General features: G+C 72.4%; 16 protein-coding genes. 7 read left to right on the top strand and 9 right to left on the bottom strand.

The genetic code is table 11. The features are described 5' to 3' along the window. The first annotated feature begins 54 nt into the window (after positions 1-54). The 3 genes from N8K70_RS06495 to N8K70_RS06485 are packed head-to-tail and all read left to right on the top strand — an operon-like array spanning position 55 to position 3,837. Positions 55-1,293 (top strand): sugar ABC transporter substrate-binding protein, encoded by a 1,239-nt coding sequence (locus N8K70_RS06495; protein ID WP_317140784.1) that lies wholly within the window; start codon positions 55-57, stop codon positions 1,291-1,293. Between the two features lie 52 nt (positions 1,294-1,345). Further along, positions 1,346-2,938, top strand: coding sequence for an ABC transporter permease subunit (locus N8K70_RS06490; protein ID WP_317140783.1), 1,593 nt, complete (start codon positions 1,346-1,348; stop codon positions 2,936-2,938). Beyond that, positions 2,938-3,837, top strand: a complete 900-nt coding sequence (locus N8K70_RS06485; RefSeq protein ID WP_317140782.1) for a sugar ABC transporter permease — start codon at positions 2,938-2,940, stop codon at positions 3,835-3,837. Before N8K70_RS06490 ends, N8K70_RS06485 begins: the two co-directional genes overlap by 1 nt. A gap of 57 nt (positions 3,838-3,894) precedes the next feature. Here the strand turns inward: N8K70_RS06485 and rsmI are convergent, their stop codons facing one another. Then, positions 3,895-4,713 (bottom strand): 16S rRNA (cytidine(1402)-2'-O)-methyltransferase, encoded by an 819-nt coding sequence (gene rsmI / locus N8K70_RS06480; RefSeq protein ID WP_317140781.1) that lies wholly within the window; start codon positions 4,711-4,713, stop codon positions 3,895-3,897. Positions 4,714-4,837: 124 nt separating this feature from the next. Continuing rightward, positions 4,838-6,352: a DUF4407 domain-containing protein gene (locus N8K70_RS06475; protein ID WP_317140780.1), complete on the bottom strand. Its 1,515-nt coding sequence runs from the start codon at positions 6,350-6,352 to the stop codon at positions 4,838-4,840. A 136-nt stretch (positions 6,353-6,488) separates the two neighbouring features. On the opposite strand from N8K70_RS06475, the gene N8K70_RS06470 reads away from it, so the two are divergent. Next, entirely contained in the window at positions 6,489-8,033 is a 1,545-nt protein-coding gene (locus tag N8K70_RS06470) for a dolichyl-phosphate-mannose--protein mannosyltransferase (protein ID WP_317140779.1), read from the top strand. Between the two features lie 10 nt (positions 8,034-8,043). Here N8K70_RS06470 and N8K70_RS06465 read toward each other — a convergent pair whose 3' ends face one another. After that, a complete protein-coding gene (locus tag N8K70_RS06465; protein ID WP_317140778.1) occupies positions 8,044-10,695 on the bottom strand; it encodes a family 78 glycoside hydrolase catalytic domain in 2,652 nt (883 codons plus the stop codon). A gap of 180 nt (positions 10,696-10,875) precedes the next feature. After that, entirely contained in the window at positions 10,876-11,634 is a 759-nt protein-coding gene (locus tag N8K70_RS06460; RefSeq protein WP_317141185.1) for an ABC transporter substrate-binding protein, read from the bottom strand. Here N8K70_RS06460 and N8K70_RS06455 point away from each other — a divergent pair. After that, positions 11,546-11,728 carry a hypothetical protein gene (locus tag N8K70_RS06455; RefSeq protein ID WP_317141246.1) on the top strand — a complete coding sequence of 61 codons (183 nt, stop codon included), beginning with the start codon at positions 11,546-11,548 and terminating at the stop codon, positions 11,726-11,728. The two genes, N8K70_RS06460 and N8K70_RS06455, sit on opposite strands and share 89 nt — an antisense overlap. Before the next feature lie 39 nt (positions 11,729-11,767). Continuing rightward, the gene (locus N8K70_RS06450; RefSeq protein ID WP_317141245.1) at positions 11,768-11,956 is read left to right on the top strand and encodes a hypothetical protein; all 189 of its coding nucleotides are present in this window, start codon (positions 11,768-11,770) and stop codon (positions 11,954-11,956) included. A gap of 127 nt (positions 11,957-12,083) precedes the next feature. On the opposite strand, the gene N8K70_RS06445 is transcribed toward N8K70_RS06450, so the two are convergent. The 4 genes from N8K70_RS06445 to N8K70_RS06430 form a co-directional block, all read right to left on the bottom strand. Further along, the gene (locus tag N8K70_RS06445; protein ID WP_317140777.1) at positions 12,084-13,181 is read right to left on the bottom strand and encodes a LacI family DNA-binding transcriptional regulator; all 1,098 of its coding nucleotides are present in this window, start codon (positions 13,179-13,181) and stop codon (positions 12,084-12,086) included. 151 nt (positions 13,182-13,332) lie between these two features. Continuing rightward, positions 13,333-14,169, bottom strand: a complete 837-nt coding sequence (locus N8K70_RS06440) for an aldo/keto reductase (RefSeq protein WP_317140776.1) — start codon at positions 14,167-14,169, stop codon at positions 13,333-13,335. Positions 14,170-14,238: 69 nt separating this feature from the next. Next, positions 14,239-15,513 carry a glycosyltransferase gene (locus tag N8K70_RS06435; protein ID WP_317140775.1) on the bottom strand — a complete coding sequence of 425 codons (1,275 nt, stop codon included), beginning with the start codon at positions 15,511-15,513 and terminating at the stop codon, positions 14,239-14,241. 116 nt (positions 15,514-15,629) lie between these two features. Further along, positions 15,630-17,879: a glycoside hydrolase domain-containing protein gene (locus N8K70_RS06430; RefSeq protein WP_317140774.1), complete on the bottom strand. Its 2,250-nt coding sequence runs from the start codon at positions 17,877-17,879 to the stop codon at positions 15,630-15,632. A 104-nt stretch (positions 17,880-17,983) separates the two neighbouring features. Here N8K70_RS06430 and N8K70_RS06425 point away from each other — a divergent pair, with 104 nt between their 5' ends. After that, positions 17,984-18,727: a ribonuclease H family protein gene (locus N8K70_RS06425; protein ID WP_317140773.1), complete on the top strand. Its 744-nt coding sequence runs from the start codon at positions 17,984-17,986 to the stop codon at positions 18,725-18,727. A 92-nt stretch (positions 18,728-18,819) separates the two neighbouring features. On the opposite strand, the gene N8K70_RS06420 is transcribed toward N8K70_RS06425, so the two are convergent. Beyond that, positions 18,820-19,698: a DUF817 domain-containing protein gene (locus tag N8K70_RS06420; RefSeq protein WP_317140772.1), complete on the bottom strand. Its 879-nt coding sequence runs from the start codon at positions 19,696-19,698 to the stop codon at positions 18,820-18,822. Positions 19,699-19,752 lie beyond the last annotated feature (54 nt).

Genomic DNA, 19,752 nt, shown 5'->3' with positions numbered 1-19,752 from the left:
AGGACGCGACCGCCTCGGCGGCGCGACCCACGTTCATCCGAAAGAGGAGACATCATGCGCACGCAGATGGGATTCGCCGGCCTCGTGGCCGCGTCAGCACTGGTGCTGGCCGGCTGCGGCGGCAGCGGCGACACGACATCGGGCGAGGAGCCCGCGGAAGGCGGAGCCTCGAGCGACGCCGAGCTCGTCGTCTGGACCGACGAGGAGCGCGAGGAGGCGATCGCCGCGGCGGCCGAGCAGTTCGAGACCGACACGGGAGCGACCGTGACCCTCGTGCAGAAGAACTTCGAGGACCTCCGCAACGACTTCATCGCACAGGTCCCCACCGGCGAAGGCCCCGACATCACGGTCGGCGCGCACGACTGGCTCGGGGCCCTCGTCACGGCGGGCGTCGTCGACACGATCGACCTCGGCGACGCGGGCTCCGACTTCGAGCCCGTCGCGCTGGAGGCGATGACCTACGACGGTCAGCTCTACGCCCTCCCCTACTCGCTCGAGACGGTCGCGCTCATCCAGAACGTCGACCTCGTGGGCGACGAGACCCCCGCCACGTGGGACGACCTCGTCCAGAGCGCGGCGGACGCGGGCGCCGAGCGCCCGATCGCGGTCAACACGGCGGGCGAGACGGGCGACGCGTACACGATGTACGGGCTGCAGACCTCCTTCGGCGCCCCCGTCTTCGTGCAGGACGACACCGGGTCGTACACGACCGAGGTCGGCATGGGCGGAGCGAACGGCGAGGCGTTCGCGCAGTGGCTGCACGACAACGGAACGGCCGGCACGGGGTACATCTCCACGACGGTCGACTACGACATCAACAACGAGCTGTTCGACAGCGGCCAGACGCCCTACACGATCCAGGGGCCGTGGGCGATGAGCGCGTTCGCCGACGTCCCGAACATCGCCGTGGGGCCCATCCCCTCTGCGGGCGGCGAGCCCGCGGCTCCCTTCGTGGGCGTGCAGGGCTTCTACCTGAGCTCGCAGAGCGAGAACGCCCTGCTCGCCCAGGAGTTCCTCGTGAACTACCTCGGCACCGAGGACGCCCAGCGCGCGCTCTACGAGGCCGATCCGCGCATCCCCGCCTTCTCGTCGCTCGCCGAGGAGGTCTCGTCCGACCCGATCATCGCCGGATTCGTCGCATCGTCGCAGAACGGCGTCCCCATGCCGAGCATCCCCGAGATGGGATCGGTCTGGGACCTGTGGAACGCGGCGGAGGTGCAGATCATCGGCGGCGCCGACCCGGCGTCGACGTGGAGCCAGATGGTCTCCGACCTCGAGGCGGAACTGGGCTGATCGGCTTCCCGGGGCGGCTCGTCCGCCCCGGGACCCGGCAGGAGGAACACGCATGGCACAGGGAACGCTCGTCGCATCGCGCGAGTCGCACGCGCGCGGATGGCGCGGAATCGGATGGGGCTTCGTCGTCAAGCTCGTCCTCATGGCGGTCGTCAACGCCCTCGGCGTCGCGGCGATCCTCGCCGCATGGCAGGCCGAGTCGTGGGTCGTGCTCGGCGCCATGGCGGCGCTCCTCGCGGTCGCGGACGGGGTGTACTTCTCCCGGCGAGCCCTGCCGCTGAAGTATCTGCTGCCGGGTCTGGCCTTCCTCGCGGTCTTCCAGGTCTTCGTTCTCGGCTACACGGCGTACGTCGCGTTCACCAACTACGGCACGGGTCACGCCGGATCCATGGGCCAGGCCGTCGAGGCGGCCCTCATCCAGGACGAGCGGCGGGACCCCGACTCGCCGACGTATCCCCTGGCGATCGTGGAGCGCGACGGCGAGCTCGGCCTCGCGATCGTCGACGCGGACGGCGACGTGCGCGCCGGCACGGCGACGTCACCGCTCGAGACCGTCGGCGGGGCGTCCCTCGGATCCTCCGGGGCGCCGGAGACCGTCCCCGGGTGGACGGTCGTCCCCCGTGCCGACGTCCTGACCGACAGCGCGCTGCAGGAGGAGATCGCGGCCCTCCGGGTGGCGGTGTCCGTCGATCCGGAGGACGGCTCCGTCCGCACCCGCGAGGGATCCACGGGAGCCGTCTACACGTCCTCGCTCGCCTGGGACGAGCAGTCGCAGACCTTCACGGACGCCGAGACCGGCACGGTGTACGAGCCGTCCGACGACGGCCGGTTCGTCGCGGCCGACGGCTCCGCGCTCCCGACGGGATGGTACGTCGGCGTGGGCTTCGACAACTTCGTGCGCGCCGTGACGGACGCCCGCCTGGCCGGTCCGCTCCTCCAGGTGACCCTGTGGACGTTCGCCTTCGCCATCCTCACGGTGCTCACGAGCTTCGGGCTCGGCCTGCTCTTCGCGATCATCTACAACGACCCGCGCGTGCGGGGCCGCAAGGTGCTGCGCACGCTCATGATCCTCCCCTACGCGTTCCCCGCGTTCATGTCGGCGCTCCTCTGGCGCGGCATGCTGAACTCCGAGTTCGGGGTGGTCAACGACCTCTTCTTCTTCGGCGCCGAGATCAACTGGCTCGGCGACCCCGTGCTGGCCAAGCTCGCCGTGCTCTGGGTCAACCTCTGGCTGAGCTATCCCTACTGGTTCCTCGTGTGCACGGGCGCGCTGCAGGCCCTGCCCGCCGACACGCTGGAGGCGGCGACGATCGACGGGGCAGGCCGGTGGCGACGCTTCCGCTCCATCGTCCTGCCGCTGCTGCTCGTGTCGACCGCGCCGCTGGCGATCTCGTCGTTCGCGTTCAACTTCAACAACTTCACGATCATCTACATGCTCTCCGGCGGCGGACCGGCGTTCGTCGGCAACTCCGGCCTCGGCGCCACCGACATCCTCATCTCCGCGATCTACCAGATCTCCGGCGTCTCGGGCGGGGCCGCCGACTACGGCCTCGCGAGCGCCCTGTCGATCGTCGTCTTCGTCGTCATCGGCGTCATCTCCGCGCTGGCGTTCCGCCAGACCCGCAAGCTCGAGGAGTTCCAGTGATGAGCACCGTGACCTCGCCGTCCACGTCCTCCGCTCCCGGACGCCGTCCGGCGCGCCGCAGCCGCTGGTGGGCCGAGGTCGGATGGAAGTACCCCGTCGCGGTCGTCGTCCTCGTGTACGCGACGTTCCCGCTGCTGTACATCGTGTCGGCGTCGCTCAACCCGCGCGGGAGCCTCGCCGGATCGAGCGCGCTGTTCTCCGCCGTGAGCGCCGACAACTACGCCGCGCTCGGCGACACCCGGTTCTGGACGTGGATGGGCAACACCGTCTACGTCGGAGGAGCCGCCGCGATCGGGGCCGTGCTCATGGGGGCCGCGGCCGCCTACGCGTTCTCGCGCTTCCGGTTCCGCGGGCGGCGCGTGGGCCTCACGAGCCTCCTCGTCATCCAGATGTTCCCGCAGACCGTGGCGTTCGTGGCGGTGTTCCTCCTGCTGCTCGCGCTCGGCGAGGTCGTGCCCGCGCTCGGCATCAACTCGCGCATCGCGCTCATCTGCGTCTACCTCGGCGGGGCGCTGGGGGCGAACACGTTCCTCATGTACGGGTTCTTCAACTCCATCCCCGTCGAGCTCGACGAGTCGGCGAAGATCGACGGCGCCTCGCACGCGCAGATCTTCTGGCGCATCGTCATGCCGCTCGTGACGCCGGTGCTCGCCGTCGTCGCGCTCCTGGCGTTCATCTCGGCGTTCGGCGACTTCATCCTCGCGAGGATCGTCCTGACGAGCGAGGAGAACTGGACCCTCGCGGTCGGCATGTACCAGTGGGTGTCGAACCAGCTCACCTCCCGCTGGGGGATCTTCGCGGCGGGCTCCGTGCTGGCCTCCATCCCCGTCCTCGCGCTGTTCCTGTCGCTGCAGCGCTACATCGTCGGCGGCCTCACGGCCGGATCCGTGAAGGGCTGACCGGCGCCACGATCCATCCCGTTCGGCGGACGACGAGCGGCGGACGGCGGACGGGCGTCAGACGCGCGCGGCGAGCGCGGCCTGGTACAGGTCGCGCGACGAACGGCCCGTCTGCTCGGCCACCTCGGCCGCGGCGGCCTTGAGCCGCACGCCGTCGGCGACGAGCGCGAGCACCTGGCCGACGGCGTCCTCGAGCGCGGTCTCGCGCCGTTCGGCGCCCGCGACGACGATCACGAGCTCCCCGCGCACGCCGCCGGCCGCCCAGGCCGCGAGCTCCGTCAGCGTCCCGCGGGCGACCTCCTCGTGCAGCTTCGTGAGCTCGCGCGCGACGACCGCGCGACGCTCGCCGCCGAAGGCGAGCGCCATGTCGAGGAGCGTCTGCGCCACGCGGGTGGGCGCCTCGAAGAAGACCATCGTCCGGCTCTCGTCGGCCAGCGCCCGCAGCTCCCTGGCCCGCTCCCCCGGCTTCCGGGCCGTGAATCCCTCGAACGTGAAGCGGTCGGTCGGGAGCCCCGACACGGCGAGCGCCGTGAGCACGGCCGACGGACCGGGGATGACCGTCACGTCGACGCCCGCCTCCGCGGCCGCGGCGACGAGACCGTAGCCGGGGTCGCTCACGGTGGGCATCCCGGCGTCGCTCAGCACGACGAGGTCGACGCCGCGGGCGAGCTCGACGAGCTCCGCGGCCCGCTGCTTCTCGTTGTGGTCGTGCAGCGCGATGAGCCTCGGCCGGTTCTCGATGCCGAGGCCCGCGAGCAGCCGCTGTGTCGTGCGGGTGTCCTCCGCGGCCACGACCGAGGCCTCTCCCAGAACCTCCACGAGGCGCCGCGAGGCGTCGCCGAGGTTGCCGATGGGCGTCGCCGCGAGGATGATCACCCCGCCAGCCTAGGTGTCGAGGATGTGCCTTCCGGGAGGAGACGGGCATCCGGGAGGGCGGATCCGACGGATTCGGCCCTCCCTCCTGCGCATGCCCTGCGGGCAAGCGCGCCGCCCCGCGTCGCTACGCGGGCTGCGCGGCGCGCGGCGGTGAGCCGGACTCGGCCGCGAGGATGTCCGCGCGGTCGCGGAACCCCTCGGAGTTCACGCGGTCGAGGGCCACCTGTCTCCGGACGGCCGCGGCCTTCTCGTACAGCGACGGGTCGCCGAAGCTCGTCAGCACCTTCACGATCACGGGGAGCAGCTCGATCATGAGGAACAGCCCCGCGATGAGCAGATGCGCCCACAGGATCGTCGGCTCCCGCTCCGAGAGCCGGTTCAGTCCGCTGATCTGGCTGAGCAGCCCGATCGCGCCGGCGTTCGTCTCCGCCACGGATGCGGCGCGCGCGTCGTAGGCGGCGAGCGCGGCGTCGTACGCCGTCTGCGCCGCGGGCAGCTGGTCCTCGGCGGCCTGCCGGTTCGTGGCCTCCGAGGCCGACGTCTGCTCGGCCGCGGCGCTCTCGGTCTCGGCGAGCGCCTCGTTCGCGTCGCGCAGCTGGGCGGCGAGGTCGTCGTAGGTCGCCTGCGCCGCGGCGAGCTGGGCCTCGGCCGCGTCGGAGCTCGCGCCCTCGCCCTCGACGCCCGTGCATCCCGCGACCTCGCCCGCGCCCGTGCCTTCGAGCTCGCACTGGTACAGGGCGCGGGCCTCGTCGATGACGGTCTGCTGGGCGGCGAGCTTCTCGGTGAGGTCGTCGACCGTCGCCTGCGCCGCGGCCTGCGACGCGGATGCCGAGTCGGTGCCGGAGACGACTCCGGTCGCGGCCTGGTTCTGCAGGTCGGCGAGCCTGGCCGTCGCCTCGTCGAGCGCCTGCTTCTCGGGGCCGGAGTCGAGGGCGGCCTGGTCCTCCTGCGCCTGGACGATGTTCGTGGAGGCGACCTCCTGGGCGATGTCGTTGCGGAACGCCTGCAGCACGACGGGCTCGGCGACGACGACCCCGATGAGGAGCGCCATGATCAGGCGGGGGAACGCCAGGCCGATGAGCCGCCAGACGCTGCGCGTCGCGGTCATCGTGGAGGTGAGGAACCGGTCGAGGTTGAAGATGATCCCGGCCCAGACGATCGCGAGCGGCACCGCCACCCAGACGACCACCTGCACGCCCGTGGTCAGCGCGAACAGCATCGACAGGGCCGACACGAGCGCCGTCCCGAGCAGCACGAAGAACATCTGCACGAAGCGCGGGGTCTCGGTGGGCACGGTGTCGAGCACGTGCCCGTCGGCGCCGCCGAGGATCGCGAGGCGCCGCAGCGTCGACCCCGGCGTGCGCGGTGCGCGCCGCCGCGGGCGCCGGGGCCTCGGCACGCGCTCCTCCGCGGTCACCGGATCGAGCCGGTCGGTCTCGGCCGACGCGGTCCCGATCGGCTCCGTCTCGGCCTCCGCGCCGGTCGCGTCGGAGACGCCCTCCGCGCCCGCGGGGACGAACCCGCGCTCGTGGTACTGCGGCTCGTCGACGCCGAGGGCGGGGTCTGCGGGGTCGTCGTCGGGGAGGACGATCCGCCCCTGCGAGTCGAAGCGCCCAGGGCGATGCGCGGAATAGGACATCCCTCCAACATACGAAGGCCGCCTGGGCGAGCAATGTCAGCGGCTTCAGAGCACGCCGCGAGCAGGCCCGGCCGGACCATCGCCCGCGCGCCCCGGCCGGCGGGGCTCGGCCGCGGCCGCGCACTACGCTGGAGCGGTGGCGCACGCACGGCTCGAGGTCTCCGGTCGAGACACCCTTCTGCGTACGGCGCGGCGTCATGCGCCGTGGCTCGTGCCGACGCTCCTCACCGTGCTGGCCGGCCTCCTGCGCATCGTGGGCCTCGGCCATCCGCACGAGCTCGTCTTCGACGAGACGTACTACGTCAAGGACGCCTGGACGCTCCTGCACCTCGGGTACGAGAGCCAGTGGCCCGACGGCGCGAACGAGAGCTTCCTGGCGGGCGACACGGGCGTCTACTCGACCGATGCGTCGTTCGTCGTCCATCCCCCGCTCGGGAAGTGGATCATCGCGCTGGGGCTCGCGGTCTTCGGCGCCGACTCGGGCTGGGGATGGCGGATCGGCACGGCCCTGGTCGGCACCGCGCTCGTGCCTCTCCTGTACGTCGTCGCAAAGCGGCTGTCGGGATCGATCGCCGTCGGCGGGGTCGCCGGCCTCCTCCTCGCGATCGACTCGCTCGCGATCGCGATGAGCCGCGTCGCGCTGCTCGACGGGATCCTGGCGTTCTTCCTCCTGCTGGGCTTCTGGTTCGTCCTCCTCGACGTGCGGGACGCGCGTGCGCGCGTGCTGCGCGACCGGACGTCGTGGGGCCCCGTCGTGTGGGCGCGTCCGTGGCTCGTCGCCGCGGGGGCCGCCTTCGGCGCCGCGAGCGCCGTGAAGTGGTCGGGCCTGTACGCGCTCGCGGGCGTGGGCATCGGGCTCGTCGTCGTCGACGCGCTGTGGCGCCGCCGCGCCGGAGTCCGGGAATGGTACTTCTCCGCCATCCTGCGCCAGGGGCCCGTCACCTTCCTGCTCCTCGTGCCCGCCGCGTTCGTCGTGTACCTCGTCAGCTGGACCGGCTGGCTGGTGACGACGGGGGGCTACGACCGCCTGTCCGACGCGAACCCGCTCCTGGCGCTCTGGAACTACCACGAGGGCGTCTACGGGTTCCACGTCGGCCTCAGCACGAGCCATCCGTACGCGAGCCCTGCCTGGCAGTGGCCCCTGCTGCTGCGGCCCACGGCGATGTGGCTGTCGCGTCCCGAGGCCGGGACCACGACCTGCGGATGGTCGGACGACTGCATCGGGGTGATCTCGAGCATCCCGAACCCCGTCGTCTGGTACGCGGGGGTCGCCGCCGCGATCCTCCTCGTCTGGGTGCTCGTGCGCACGCGCCGAGCACGCTACGCGTTCCCCCTCGCGGGGCTCGGGGTGACCTACGTGCCGTGGCTGCTCTACCCCGAGCGCACGGTGTTCCAGTTCTACACGATCGCGATGCTGCCCTTCCTCGTGCTCGCGCTCGTCCTGGCGCTGCAGCATCTCGTGCGCGAGCGCGAGCCGCAGCTCCTGCCGGACCCGACGGACGAGGAGATCGCCTCCGCGACGGGCGTCGCACAGCGCACGCGCCGGGCCTGGCGCGTCGTCGTGGGCGTCTTCCTCGTCGTCGCGACCCTCTGCGCGCTCTTCTACCTGCCTCTCGCGCTGGGCATCATGGAGCCCTACCCGCTGTGGCAGCTGCACAACTGGATGACGAGCTGGGTCTGAGCCGCCCGCCTCAGGGGGCGAAGCGGTGCGTGCCGGAGCCGACCTCGACGGGCTCGCGGCCGGGGAGGTCGACCACGGCCGTGGTGTTGGGCGGGACGACGACGGTCGCCTCGAGGGGGCTGTGCTCCCCCAGGGCGGGGTCGGCGGCCGTCCACTCGACGCGGATGGGGCCGAACACCGAGTCGTGGCGCGCCTCGGCCCGTGAGACGAGACCCGCTCGCGGGCGCACGAGGATGCGCCGGTATCCGGGCTCGAGAGGCGCGATGCCGCCGACGTCTCGGTGCAGCCAGTCCGCCACGGCGCCCAGGGCGTAGTGGTTGAACGACGTCATCTCGCCCGGGTTGATCGTGCCGTCGGGCAGCATCGAGTCCCAGCGCTCCCAGATCGTCGTGGCGCCCATCGAGACGGGGTAGAGCCAGCTGGGGAGCTCGTCCGTCTGCAGCATCCGCTGCGCGGTCGCACGGTGGCCCGAGATCGTCAGCGCGTCGCTCACGATCGGGGTGCCGACGAAGCCCGTGCCGATGCGGTGCCCGCCGCGCTCGACGATGGCCGCGAGGCGTGCGCCGGCCGGGGCGACGAGCTCGTCCGGCAGCAGGCCGAACACGATCGCGACGGCGTACGCGGTCTGGCTGTCCGACATCATGCGGCCCGCGGGCGTCACGTACGCGCGGTTGAACGCGGCACGCACCCCGGCGGCCACCGCGGCGTACTCCGCGGCGTCTTCGTCCTTCCCCAGCAGCGCGGCCGCCTCGGCGACGAGCGTCGCGGAGCGGAAAGAGTACGCCGTCGCCACGAGATAGGGATCGGTCCTCGCCTCGGCGGGCCGATCCGGCGGCGCCGTGGGGTCGAGCCAGTCGGCCAGCTGCATCCCCTTCTCCCACAGCCCGTCGACGGACTCGCCGCGAACGACGTCCACCCACGCCTTCATGCTGGGGTACTGGCGCTCGATCACGCCCCGGTCGGCGAACTGGCGGCGCAGCACGCTCGGCACGACCGTGGTCACGTCGCTCCAGGCGGCCATCGGCGCGGGGGCGAAGAGCCTCTGATCGATGAGCGGGGAGTAGAGCGGGCCGATGCCGCCGATGCGCGCCTGGTCGGCCGCGACGTCCTCGAGCCACGACGACAGGAACGCCTGCGTGTCGAAGAGGTATCCCGCGGTCGGGGCGAAGACCTGGAGGTCGCCCGTCCAGCCGAGACGCTCGTCGCGCTGCGGGCAGTCGGTGGGGATCGACACGAAGTTGCCGCGCGCGCCCCAGACGACGTTGGCGTGGAGCCGGTCGATCTCCGGGACATCCGTCGAGAGCCAGCCCGTCCGCACGAGGTCGGTGTGGAGGACCTCTGCCACGACCTCGACCGCGCCCGGCTCGACGCCCGTGATCTGCGCGTACCTGAACCCGTGGAAGGTGAACCGGGGCGCCCACTCCTCGACGCCGGCGCCCGCCAGCGTGTACGTGTCGGCGGCGGCGGCGAACCGAAGCGGGCGGATGCCGAGCTCGTCGTGCTCCAAGACCTCCGCATGCCGAAGCGAGATCGTCGTGCCCGCAGCGCCCTTCACGCGGACGCGGAGACGCCCGACCAGGTTCTGGCCGACGTCGAGGATGGTCTCCCCCGTCGCGCTCTCGACGACGTCCACGACGGCGCGCGTCTCGGTGACCCGCACGGGCGGCAGCGCCGCCGGGCGCAGGCGGCCGGGGTCGGCCTCGAGCACGACGACGGGCGCCGACCCGGTCAGCGTGCCTCCGACGGCGAGGCCGTCGTCCTCGAGCCGCGCGTCGTATCGCTCGCCCTGGTAGACGCTCGCGAAGCGGATCGGGCCGTCGATCGTCGCCGACCACTCCGCGTCAGTGACGATCGTCTCGACGCCGCCGTCGGCGTACTCGATGCGCAGCTGCGCGGACAGCGCACGCGGCCCCGTCCAGGTGCGGAAGAAGTCGCCGTCGAAGCCGAAGTACTCGGCGTACCAGCCGGGTCCGACCCAGGCGCCGAGCATGTGCTCCCCTGGGGAGAGCGCCGCCGTGACGTCGACCGTGCTGAAGAGCAGACGGTCGCGGTAGGCGGTCCATCCGGGCGCGAGGAGCTCGTCCGACACGGGCTCGTCGTCGATGCGGAACTCCACCACCCCGTGCGCGGTGTACGACAGCAGCGCTCGGGCGACCCGACGGCTGACGGGCAGCTCTCTGCGGAAACGACTCACGAGACGGTCCGGACCGCCCGCCGTGAGCGCGTCGCGAACCCGCTCCTCGGTCGCCCCGTCGCGCGCGCTCGGCGGCGCAGGAGCCCCGGCGGAGTCGTCCGCGGCGGCCGCGACGAAGGCCGCCGTCCAGTCCTCGGGGCGGAGGGGCCCCGCCTCGACGGCGGTCCAGGCTCCGGGTTCGAGCTCGACGCCGTCCGCTCCCGTCACGACGACGCGCACCTCGGCGGTCTCGTACGCGCGCAGCGGGGCGAAGGGCCAGCCGACCGACGCGCTCTGCGCGCCCTGCACGACATGCCTCTCGAGGATCCCGCCGCGGCGCGCCTCGATCGTCGCCGAGCCCTGCGACCATCCCTCGGCCTCGCTCTCGACGCGCCACGTGAGCGCGGGCTCCGCGCTTCCGGCGAAGCGCGGTGCTCCCCGGCCTCCTGTGCGGAGCTCGACGACGTGGGAGCGGGCGGGGTGCGACATCGGCGTCCTCCTGCGGTGGCATGTCTGCGGCGCCGCCGCGGCGGCATCGCCTCCGAGCTCGACGCCGATCGTCCGCGTCCGCTCGGCCCTCGAAGATGAAACGATTCAACCACACCGGCGACAAAGGGGAGCTCCTCGGCTCCCGCTCCCCCGCCGCGCGGATCAGGCCGTACGGACGTGTCAGGCGTCGAGGCCGCCTCGGCGCGCGACCTCGCCGAGCCACGCGAGGCTCGGCTTCGGCGCGCGCGAAGGTCTCGCGATCGAAGGAGATGAGCCCGAACGTCGGCCGGTACCCGCTCGCCCACTCGTCGTTGTCGAGCGCGCCTCGTGCAGGCGATCCGCCGTGCGTCGTCCGCGGTGGCGATGCCGTTCTCCGTCACGAGCACCGGCGTCCCGCCGCTGAGCTCCCACGCGCTGCGCACGCCGAGCTCGAGCGCCTCGGGGAAGAACTCCCATCCCGTGAGCGTCGTCTCGACGTCCGACCGCACGGGGACCGGGCCGTCCGGGCCGATGAACGTCCGCGTGTACGCCTGCACGCCCACGAAGTCGTCGCCCGCCGAGTTCTCGAGGTACCAGAAGTCGCGGGGATGCCCGTATTCCCGCAGTCTCTCGTCGGCGCCGGGCTCGCCCGTCGAGTGGAACGCCTGCGTCGCGATCGTCCAGCCCGCCTGCGCGCCCGGGACCGTGTGCAGGATCTCGGAGGACCGGCGGTGGGCGCGCAGCAGCGTCTCGGCGACGCCGAGGTCGGGGTTGGGGAGGCCGTAGGCGACGAGGTTCGCCGCATCCTCGCCGCCGGCCAGCATCGCGGCGATGTTCGGCTCGCCAGGCCCCGTAGACGTCGTTCCCCGGGGTGTCCTTCAGCATCTGGAACGTGAAGGCGACGTCGTCCGCGGTGAGCGGCTCGCCGTCGCTCCACTCGACGCCGTCGCGGATCGTCATGACGATCGTCGACGAGTCCGGCTGCTCCCACTCCGACGCCAGCCACGGGCTCTCCGTCCCGTCGAGGGGATTGACGAGGATGAGCGGCTCGTAGATCCAGCGCGCGGCCGTGCGGGTGTTGGTGAGGAAGGGGTTGAACGTCCGGGTGAACAGCGGATTGCCGTGGTCGGCCTTGATGAGCATCGTGTCCTCGCCGATCGAGGGATCGGGCTGCGACGTGATCTGGATGCTGCATCCGCCGACGGCCAGCGCGACGACGACGAGCGCCGCGACCGCCGCCGTCCGCCCGCGGCGGAGGGCGTGCGTCTTTGACACGGTGTGACCTCATGTCGTCTCTGTCATAAGGAGCCGCCTCGGGGAGGAGCGCTCACGGCGATGTCGCCGCCCTGCGCGTGTAGGCGCCTACATCATGCGGATGCAAGAGCACCTCCGCGCCCGGGCGGCTCTTCTCAGGAGGAGCGCAGCGAGCTGCGACGGAGCACGATCTCCACGGGAAGGCTCACGGAGACGGGGTCGGCGTCGGGCGCCGACAGCCGATGCGCGAGCACCTGGATGGCCGCGCGCCCCAGCTGGATCATCGGCTGCCGCACGGTCGTCAGCGGCGGCGCCGACACGGCGCCGACGTCGATGCCGTCGAACCCGGTCACGACGACGTCCACCGGCACGCGCACGCCGCCGTCGCGGAAGGCGTCGAGCGCGCCGAGGGCCATCCGGTCGTTGGACGACATGAGGGCCGCCGGCAGCCCGCGCGCGACGAGCTCCTCGCCGATCCGCCTGCCGGAGGACCGCGTGAAGTCGCCCCGGAGGACGGGCACGGACGCGATCGGGACGCCGGCCGCCTCGATCGCCTCCGAGAACCCCTGCCAGCGCTGCGCGCCGTCCGGCGAGTCCGCGGGGCCGGCGAGATACGCCGGAGCGCGTCCGCCGGTCTGCGCGAGCACGTGACGTGTGAGCTCGCCCATCGCCTCGGCGTCGCTGACGGTCACGTGGTCGTAGCGGTCGCCCCGGCGCGGACCCGCGAGGATGACGACGGGCACGCGCGCGGACAGCTGCACGAGCACGTCGTCGGGGATGCTCCGCGCGAGCACCACGAGACCGTCCACCCGGCCGGCCATGTCGCGCACCGTGGAGGTGCGGGGATCGCCGCGTCCGATGCCGACCATGAGCACGAACCCGCGTCGCCACGCCTCCAGCTCGGCGCCGCGGAGCACGTCGTCCTGGAACAGCATCGAGCCGCGGTCGTCGCGCGGCTCGGCGTCCTGCACGATCGTGAACGGCCCGACGCGGTCCCCCGACAGCACGTCGAGCGCCGCGACCTCGTCCATCGCGTCGAAGCGCGGGAAGTAGAGGCCGAGAACCCCCGTGCGCCGCTCCGCGAGACCGCGCGCGCTGCCGCTGGGGACGTATCCGAGCTCGGCCACGGCGTCGAGCACGCGCTCCCGGGTCGCGGGTCGCACGGTGTCGGGGGTGCGCAGCACGCGCGACACCGTCGCGATCGAGACGCCGGCGCGATCGGCGACGTCGTAGACGGTCGGCGTCTTCCTCACAGCCCGTTCCTCCCGCATCCGCTCCCGAGCGGCCCCCGGCGACCTCCAAATGTATCCGTTCGCCGCCGGACGCCCCGTGCGGCCCGTCGGCGGCGCACACGCGACGGCGCCGCCGCCCCGAGGGACGACGGCGCCGTGTGCGGGACGAGCGTCAGTTGAACTGCAGCGGGTGCGACCCCACGCGTCCCGAGCCGTCGAGCGGGTCGAGCCCGTCGATCCGTGCGATCTCGTCGGCCGTGAGCGCGAACCCGAAGACGTCGAAGTTCTCGGCGATGCGCTCCTTCCGCGACGACTTGGGGAAGACGACGAAGCCCTTCTCCAGGTGCCAGCGGATGACGGCCTGGGCGGGGGTGACGCCGTGCGCGGCGGCCGCCTCGGTCACGGCCGGCTCCTCGAGCAGCGGGTACTTCCCCTGGCCGAGCGGACCCCACGACTCGATCCTCGTGCCGTTCGCCTCCGCCCAGGCGACGACGTCGCGCTGCTGGTAGGCGGGGTGCAGCTCGACCTGGTCGACGGCGGGCACGACGCCCGTGTCCTTCACGATGCGGTCGAGGTGCTCGGGCAGGTGGTTCGAGACGCCGATCGAGCGGGACAGCCCCGCGTCGCGGATCTCGATGAGCTTCGCCCACGCGTTCGAGTACGTGTCCTTCTCGGGTGTCGGCCAGTGCGTGAGGTAGAGATCGACGTAGTCCAGGCCCAGCTTGTCGAGGCTCTCGCGGATGGCGTCGTGCGGCGCGTCGCCCGCCTGGCGGTCGTTCCAGAGCTTCGTGGTGACGAAGAGCTCCTCGCGCGGGATGCCGCTCTTCGCGATCGCCGCGCCCACGCCCTCCTCGTTGCGGTAGATCGCGGCGGTGTCGATATGGCGGTAGCCGACCTCGAGGGCATCGCTCACCGCCCGCTCCGCCTCGTCCGGCGGCACGAGGAAGACGCCGAAGCCGAGCTGGGGGATGTCGTGGCCGGAGTTGAGTGCGACGGTGGGAACGGTCATGCTCCCACCCTATTGACCGCGAGCCCCGCGTCTCGGTGTGCGCGAAACACGCAGACATCGCTCCCGCCGTCAGACGCGCTCGGTCTCCACCGCGCGGACGCGGGCGAAGAGGGCGTCGAACACGCTCATCCGATCGAAGCGGAGCGCGTGCGCCCGCGCCCGCTCCTCCCATCCGGCCCGCTCCGCCGCGTCCATCGCGACGGCGCGGTCGACGGCCGCCGCGATCTGCTCCGGCGCCTCCACGTCGATGATCATGGCGGTGTCGCCCACCGCCTCGCCGACGCCGCCCGTGAGCGTCGTGATCGCCGGCCCGCCGCCGGCGAGCGCCTTCTCGGCGAGGGCGATGCCGAACGTCTCCACGAACTCCGGGCGCGGCTTGGTCGGGAGCACGTAGGCCGCCGCCCCGGCGAAGAGGAACGGCTTCTCGGCGTCGTCGACGTCCGTGAGGAAGGCGATCCGGTCCGCCGCGGGCGACGCGGCGGCGATCGCGCGCAGCTCCCGCTCCTCCGGGCCACGGCCGGCGATGACGAGGCGCTTCGTCGCGGCGGCGCCCGACTGCGCGAAGCCCGCGATGAGATCCTCGACGCCCTTCGCGCGGGCGAGGCGCGAGAGGTAGAACACGTAGCCGTCTCGATCGAGGCCGCGCGCGGCGAGGTGCCGCGCGATGTCGGCGTCGTCGAGGCCGAGGAAGAGCGACGCGTCGATCGCCGGGTAGGAGATCGAGATGCGCTCCTCGCAGCGCACGCCGTAGGTCGTCCCGTGACGCGCGTCGAGCACGCGCGCCTCCTCGACGATGAGGTCCTTCGTGTACTGGGAGACGGCGACGCAGACGTCGCTCGCCAGGTACGACTCGAGCACGTGCGCGGCGGCGCCGAAGCGGCCCTCGTTCACGCACTGGCGCACGACGTTGGTGACGTCGGACCCGACGGCCTCGGCGATCGTCACGACATCGACGGGCAGCCCCGTCCTGCGGGCGACCTCCACGGCATCCGTGACGGCCGTCGTGTGCGGGCTGAGATAGAGCGACATCGCGACCGTGGGGACGCCGTCGGTGAACAGCTCGACGAGCCGTCCGACGAGGCCCCCGAGGTAACGGCCGTCGATGACCTTGTAGTCGCCCACGGGCTCGGGCCGCTCGACGACGATGCCGTCGCTGTACGGCAGGACCGTCTCGAGCGGCTTGAGCGGGAGCCCCGCGGACTCCAGGCGCTCGATCGGCCAGGTGACGATGCGCACCTCGTGGAATCCGCGCAGGAGCGCGGCCTCGGCCAGGTTCCTGGCCTCTCCGGAGTGCCCGCAGATGACGGGGTCGGCGCGGACGACGATGACGAGGCGACGGGTCATTCAGGCTCCTGTTCGAGAGATCCCGGCATGCGCCCGATCCCTGGCTCGGGATGCGAGTGCGCGCGATGATACGCGATCGATGTGTCGCCCCCGTGCCCGGTCGGTGACGCCCGGCCTCACTCGAGCGAGCGGGAGCTCGGGACGGCCTCGTGCGGATGGGAGGGCGGACGCTGGTCGCGCGCCCAGTCGCCGGGCTCGTCGGCCAGCTCGACCTCCAGGACGCCGCCCTCGCGCAGCTGAGCGCCCGACAGCCAGGCGGCGTCGCGCTGCGCGCCGTTCCACCGCATCGACCGGACGTACTGCGGAGCGGTGTCGCGCCCGACACGGCGGAACCCGCTCGTCTGCACGACGATCTCGCGGTCGCCGCCCGTCGCGACGCGCGCCTCGGGCCACGCGGGGGCGTTCAGCAGGACGAGATCCTGCCCCGCCACGGGGAACATCCCCAGCGACGCCCACACGACCCACGACGAGAGCCCGCCGGAGTCGTCGTTGCCCGGCAGCCCGCCGGGCCCCGTGCCGAACATCTGGTGGAGCACGGCGTGCACGACCTCGGCCGTGCGGTCGGGCCTCCCCGCGTACGTGTACGCCCAGGGCGCGTCCATGTCGGGCTCGTTGTTGAGCCCCTCGAAGCGGCCGAGGGCGTAGCCGCCCTCCATCTCGACGTCGCCGGGCCGCACGCCCGGCTGCCGGACCGGCGCGGCGCCGAAGCCGAAGAAGCCGTCGAGCAGACCCGCGAAGGCGTCGTCTCCCCCGGCGAGCGCGATCCGGCCCGCCATGTCGTGCAGGAGCCGGTAGGAGTAGTTGTGCTTCGTCCCCTCGTAGAAGGTGGAGTCGCGCAGCAGGCCCGTCTCGCGGTCGAAGGCGCCCGGCCACCGCCCGGCGAGGGCGAGGCACTCGTCGCGCACCTTGCCGTCCCCCACGGACGCGGCCACCTGCGCCGTGCACCAGTATCCGAACGCGATGTCGAGCGTGTGCGTCACCGGCTCGGTCCGGCCGTGGGCGAGGAAGTCCTCGCCGTAGGTGCGCCGCAGGTCGGAGAGCATGTGCACGAGCGCCCACTCCCAGTCGATGCCGTCGAACCCGGCCTGGCAGAGGTCGGCCAGGAAGGTGTGCGCGAGCGCGCTCGCCTGACGGGAGAAGCGATCCGACCCCTTCGCCATCCGGTAGCCGATGGGGAAGTTCCCCTCCTCCTCGCAGATGGTGATGAGGGCGTTGCCGAGCTCGACCGCGCGATCGGGCCGCAGGAGGGTGAGGAGCGGCAGCTGGGTGCGGTAGATGTCCCACATCGTGCACAGGTCGAAGACGAAGGGGCCCTTCGACGGCCAGAACGGGCTCTCGTCGACCGCGAGCGACGGCTTGACGAGCGAGTGGTAGAGGGCGGTGCCGAACACCGTGCGCCGCCCGTCGGCCTCCGCCGGCGTCGGCTCCTCCGGCCCGTCCCCGAGACGGACGGCGCCGAGATGCTCGGCCCAGGCCAGCTCGCTCGCCGCGCGCCGCCCGTCGAAGCCCGTGCCCGCCGGGCAGTCGGCCCGCAGATTGCGCGCCGCCTGCTCGACGCCGCGCAGCGAGAAGCCGATCCTCAGCTCGATCGTCTGCCCCTCCGTCGTCGGCCCCGCCCACATGAGCCCGAACGGGCGGAGGGTCGTCGGGCGGATGGCGTCGAAGTCGAGGCGCTTCCCGCCCGGCATGAGGCGCCTGTCGTACCAGAGGAGCTGACGCCAGCCCGCGGCGTCCGTCTCGATGTGCATCGCCAGGGGCGTCCCCTCCACGACGATCTCGCCCTCCGCCTCCCCCGGGCCCGTGGACTCCAGGTGGGCGCGCAACGGGATCGTCGCGCCGTAGGGGATGTCGAGGCCGCCGAGCGACAGGTCGATGACGAGGCGGGCGTCGCGGTGCTTCGGGAACGTGTACCGGTGCACGGCGCTCTTGGGCCCGACCGTCACCTCGCAGCGGACGCCGCCGTCGAGCGTGAAGGCGTAGGAGCCGGGAGAGGCGACCTCGTCGGCGATGTCCCACCGCTCGCCCAGCGCGTCGAGCGAGCCGAGCATCGGCGTCACGCGCACATAGTTGTAGTACTTGCGGATGGCGCCCGTGCCGCTCTGCTGGAAGTGCGTGACGCCGCTGGCGACGGGACGCTCCCGCATCCGCGGCGGAACGCCCTCCGTCGTCAGGCCGTACTCGCCGTAGCCCGTGGGGTACGCGCCCGAGTAGGAGCACGCGGAGACCATCCCGAGGGGGAACGTCGCGCCCGGATGGGTGTTGCCGATCTGCGGCTTGGGCCACCACCACGTGGCGGCGAGCCCGTGCGGCTCCGGCAGGGCGGTCGGCTGGGTCCCGATGAACGGATCGACGTCTTCGAGCTTCACGCGCCCGACGCTACCGCCGTCGTGAGTCGGGCGTGTGACGGCGCGGCGACGGCCGGGAGGGCGGCGCGCCCGGGGGCTCCGGCGACTCCCCGTACGCTGGCGGGATGACGATCACCGCCGCGGCAGACGGCTCCGCCCTCGGCAACCCCGGGCCCATGGGCTGGGCCTGGTACATCGATGACGACCGCTGGGCGGCGGGCGGGTCGCCGCACGGCACGAACAACCAGGGCGAGCTGCAGGCCGTGCTGGAGCTGCTGCGCGCGACGGCGGGGATCGACGATGACCTCGTCGTCGAATGCGACAGCCGCTACGTCATCGACGCGGTCACGAAGTGGATGCCGGGGTGGAAGCGAAAAGGATGGCGGAAGGCCGACGGCAAGCCTGTGATGAACCGCGAGCTGCTGCAGGGCATCGACGACGCCCTGCACGGGCGGACCGTCTCCTTCTCGTGGATCAAGGGCCACTCCGGGCACCCCCTCAACGAGGCCGCCGACCGGCGCGCGAACGGCGCCGCGCAGGCCTTCCAGCGCGGCGACGAGCCGCAACGCGGGCCCGGGCTCGGCGGGGCGGGACTCGATGAGGCCGATCCGGCCGGCGGGCCCACCGACGCGCCCGTACGGGGCACGTCCGCGCCGACCCAGGAGACGTCGGAGAACACCGCACGGGCCGCATCGCGGTCCGCCGCGATCGCGTTGTGGGAGGCCGGCGAGGAGCTCGCGCTCTTCGCCGAGCCGGAGGTCCCCGTCGAGCTGCGGCTTTCGCTCACTCCCGACGAGCACGCCCGGCTGCGCGCGCGGGCCGCGGCGGAGGGCGTGAGCGCCGAAGAGGCGCTGCGCCGGCTCATCTGACGTCCCGCCGCACATCCCGTTCCCGCGAGAATCCCGCTGCCGCCCGCATTCTCACGGCGCACGTGGATTCTCGCGGCCTGACCGGGGAATGCTCACGCGAGGGCGGGACGCTCGGGCGGCTGCGGGCGGTAGACGAACGTCACGAGCACGACCGAGATGATCATGAGCAGCAGCCAGGAGACGAGCTTCGACAGCGACACGAGCTGCCATCCGTCGGCCTGGTCCGGGTAGATCCACGCGCCGGCGGCCGTGCCGACGTTCTCCGCGATCCAGATGAAGAACGCCACCCCGACGAAGGCGACGAGCACGGGCATCCGCCGCCACGGCCGCGTCCTGTGGTTCCGGAAGTGCATCGTGCAGCGCGCGTAGAGCACGACCACGAGCGCGAGGAGCACCCATCGTGCGTCGGGCAGGAAGTGGTGCGCGAAGAAGTTCGCATAGATCGCCGCGGCCACGACCGCCGTCGCCCACAGCGGCGGGTACCGGTCGAAGCGCAGCTCGAACAGCCGGAACACCCGCACCATGTACGAGCCGACCGCGGCGTACATGAAGCCCGTGTAGAGCGGCACGGCCGCGATGCGCAGCACGCCGTCGCCCTCGTAGCTCCAGGATCCGACGTCGGTCTTGAAGATCTCCATCGCCGTCCCCACCACGTGGAACAGCACGATGACCCACAGCTCCCGCCCGCTCTCCAGGCGGAACACGAGCATGAGCGCCTGGATGACGACGGCCGCGACGACGAGCGCGTCGGTGCGGGCGACGACCGCGTCGTCGGGATACCACAGGCGTGCCGCGACGATCGCCGCGAGCATCGCGGCGCCGAAGATGCACGCCCACGCCTGCTTGAGCGCGAAGACCGCGAACTCCACGAGCGCCCGGCGGAGGGGGCCGCCGCCGGACAGCGCGTCGAGACGACGATGCGCCCAGGCGTCGATCCGCTGCTCGACCGGGGTGAAGGCGCGACGCGACATGGGGCGATCCTAGGCCGACGCAGATCGGCGGCTGTCAGCGCGCGTCTAGAGTGG

Origin of the sequence: Microbacterium sp. AB, assembly GCF_032878875.1 — a bacterium.
Lineage (GTDB): Bacteria > Actinomycetota > Actinomycetes > Actinomycetales > Microbacteriaceae > Microbacterium > Microbacterium betulae.
Note: the sequence above shows the minus strand (reverse complement) of the source record. Positions and strands in the feature narration are given on the sequence as shown.

Bases quoted from the DNA above. Each gene is read 5' to 3' on its own strand.
- N8K70_RS06495 (WP_317140784.1), top strand. From the start codon at position 55: ATGCGCACGCAGATGGGATTCGCCGGCCTCGTGGCCGCGTCAGCACTG.
- N8K70_RS06490 (WP_317140783.1), top strand. From the start codon at position 1,346: ATGGCACAGGGAACGCTCGTCGCATCGCGCGAGTCGCACGCGCGCGGA.
- N8K70_RS06485 (WP_317140782.1), top strand. From the start codon at position 2,938: ATGAGCACCGTGACCTCGCCGTCCACGTCCTCCGCTCCCGGACGCCGT.
- N8K70_RS06475 (WP_317140780.1), bottom strand. From the start codon at position 6,352: ATGTCCTATTCCGCGCATCGCCCTGGGCGCTTCGACTCGCAGGGGCGG.
- N8K70_RS06465 (WP_317140778.1), bottom strand. From the start codon at position 10,695: ATGTCGCACCCCGCCCGCTCCCACGTCGTCGAGCTCCGCACAGGAGGC.
- N8K70_RS06460 (WP_317141185.1), bottom strand. From the start codon at position 11,634: ATGACGATCCGCGACGGCGTCGAGTGGAGCGACGGCGAGCCGCTCACC.
- N8K70_RS06440 (WP_317140776.1), bottom strand. From the start codon at position 14,169: ATGACCGTTCCCACCGTCGCACTCAACTCCGGCCACGACATCCCCCAG.
- N8K70_RS06435 (WP_317140775.1), bottom strand. From the start codon at position 15,513: ATGACCCGTCGCCTCGTCATCGTCGTCCGCGCCGACCCCGTCATCTGC.
- N8K70_RS06425 (WP_317140773.1), top strand. From the start codon at position 17,984: ATGACGATCACCGCCGCGGCAGACGGCTCCGCCCTCGGCAACCCCGGG.
- N8K70_RS06420 (WP_317140772.1), bottom strand. From the start codon at position 19,698: ATGTCGCGTCGCGCCTTCACCCCGGTCGAGCAGCGGATCGACGCCTGG.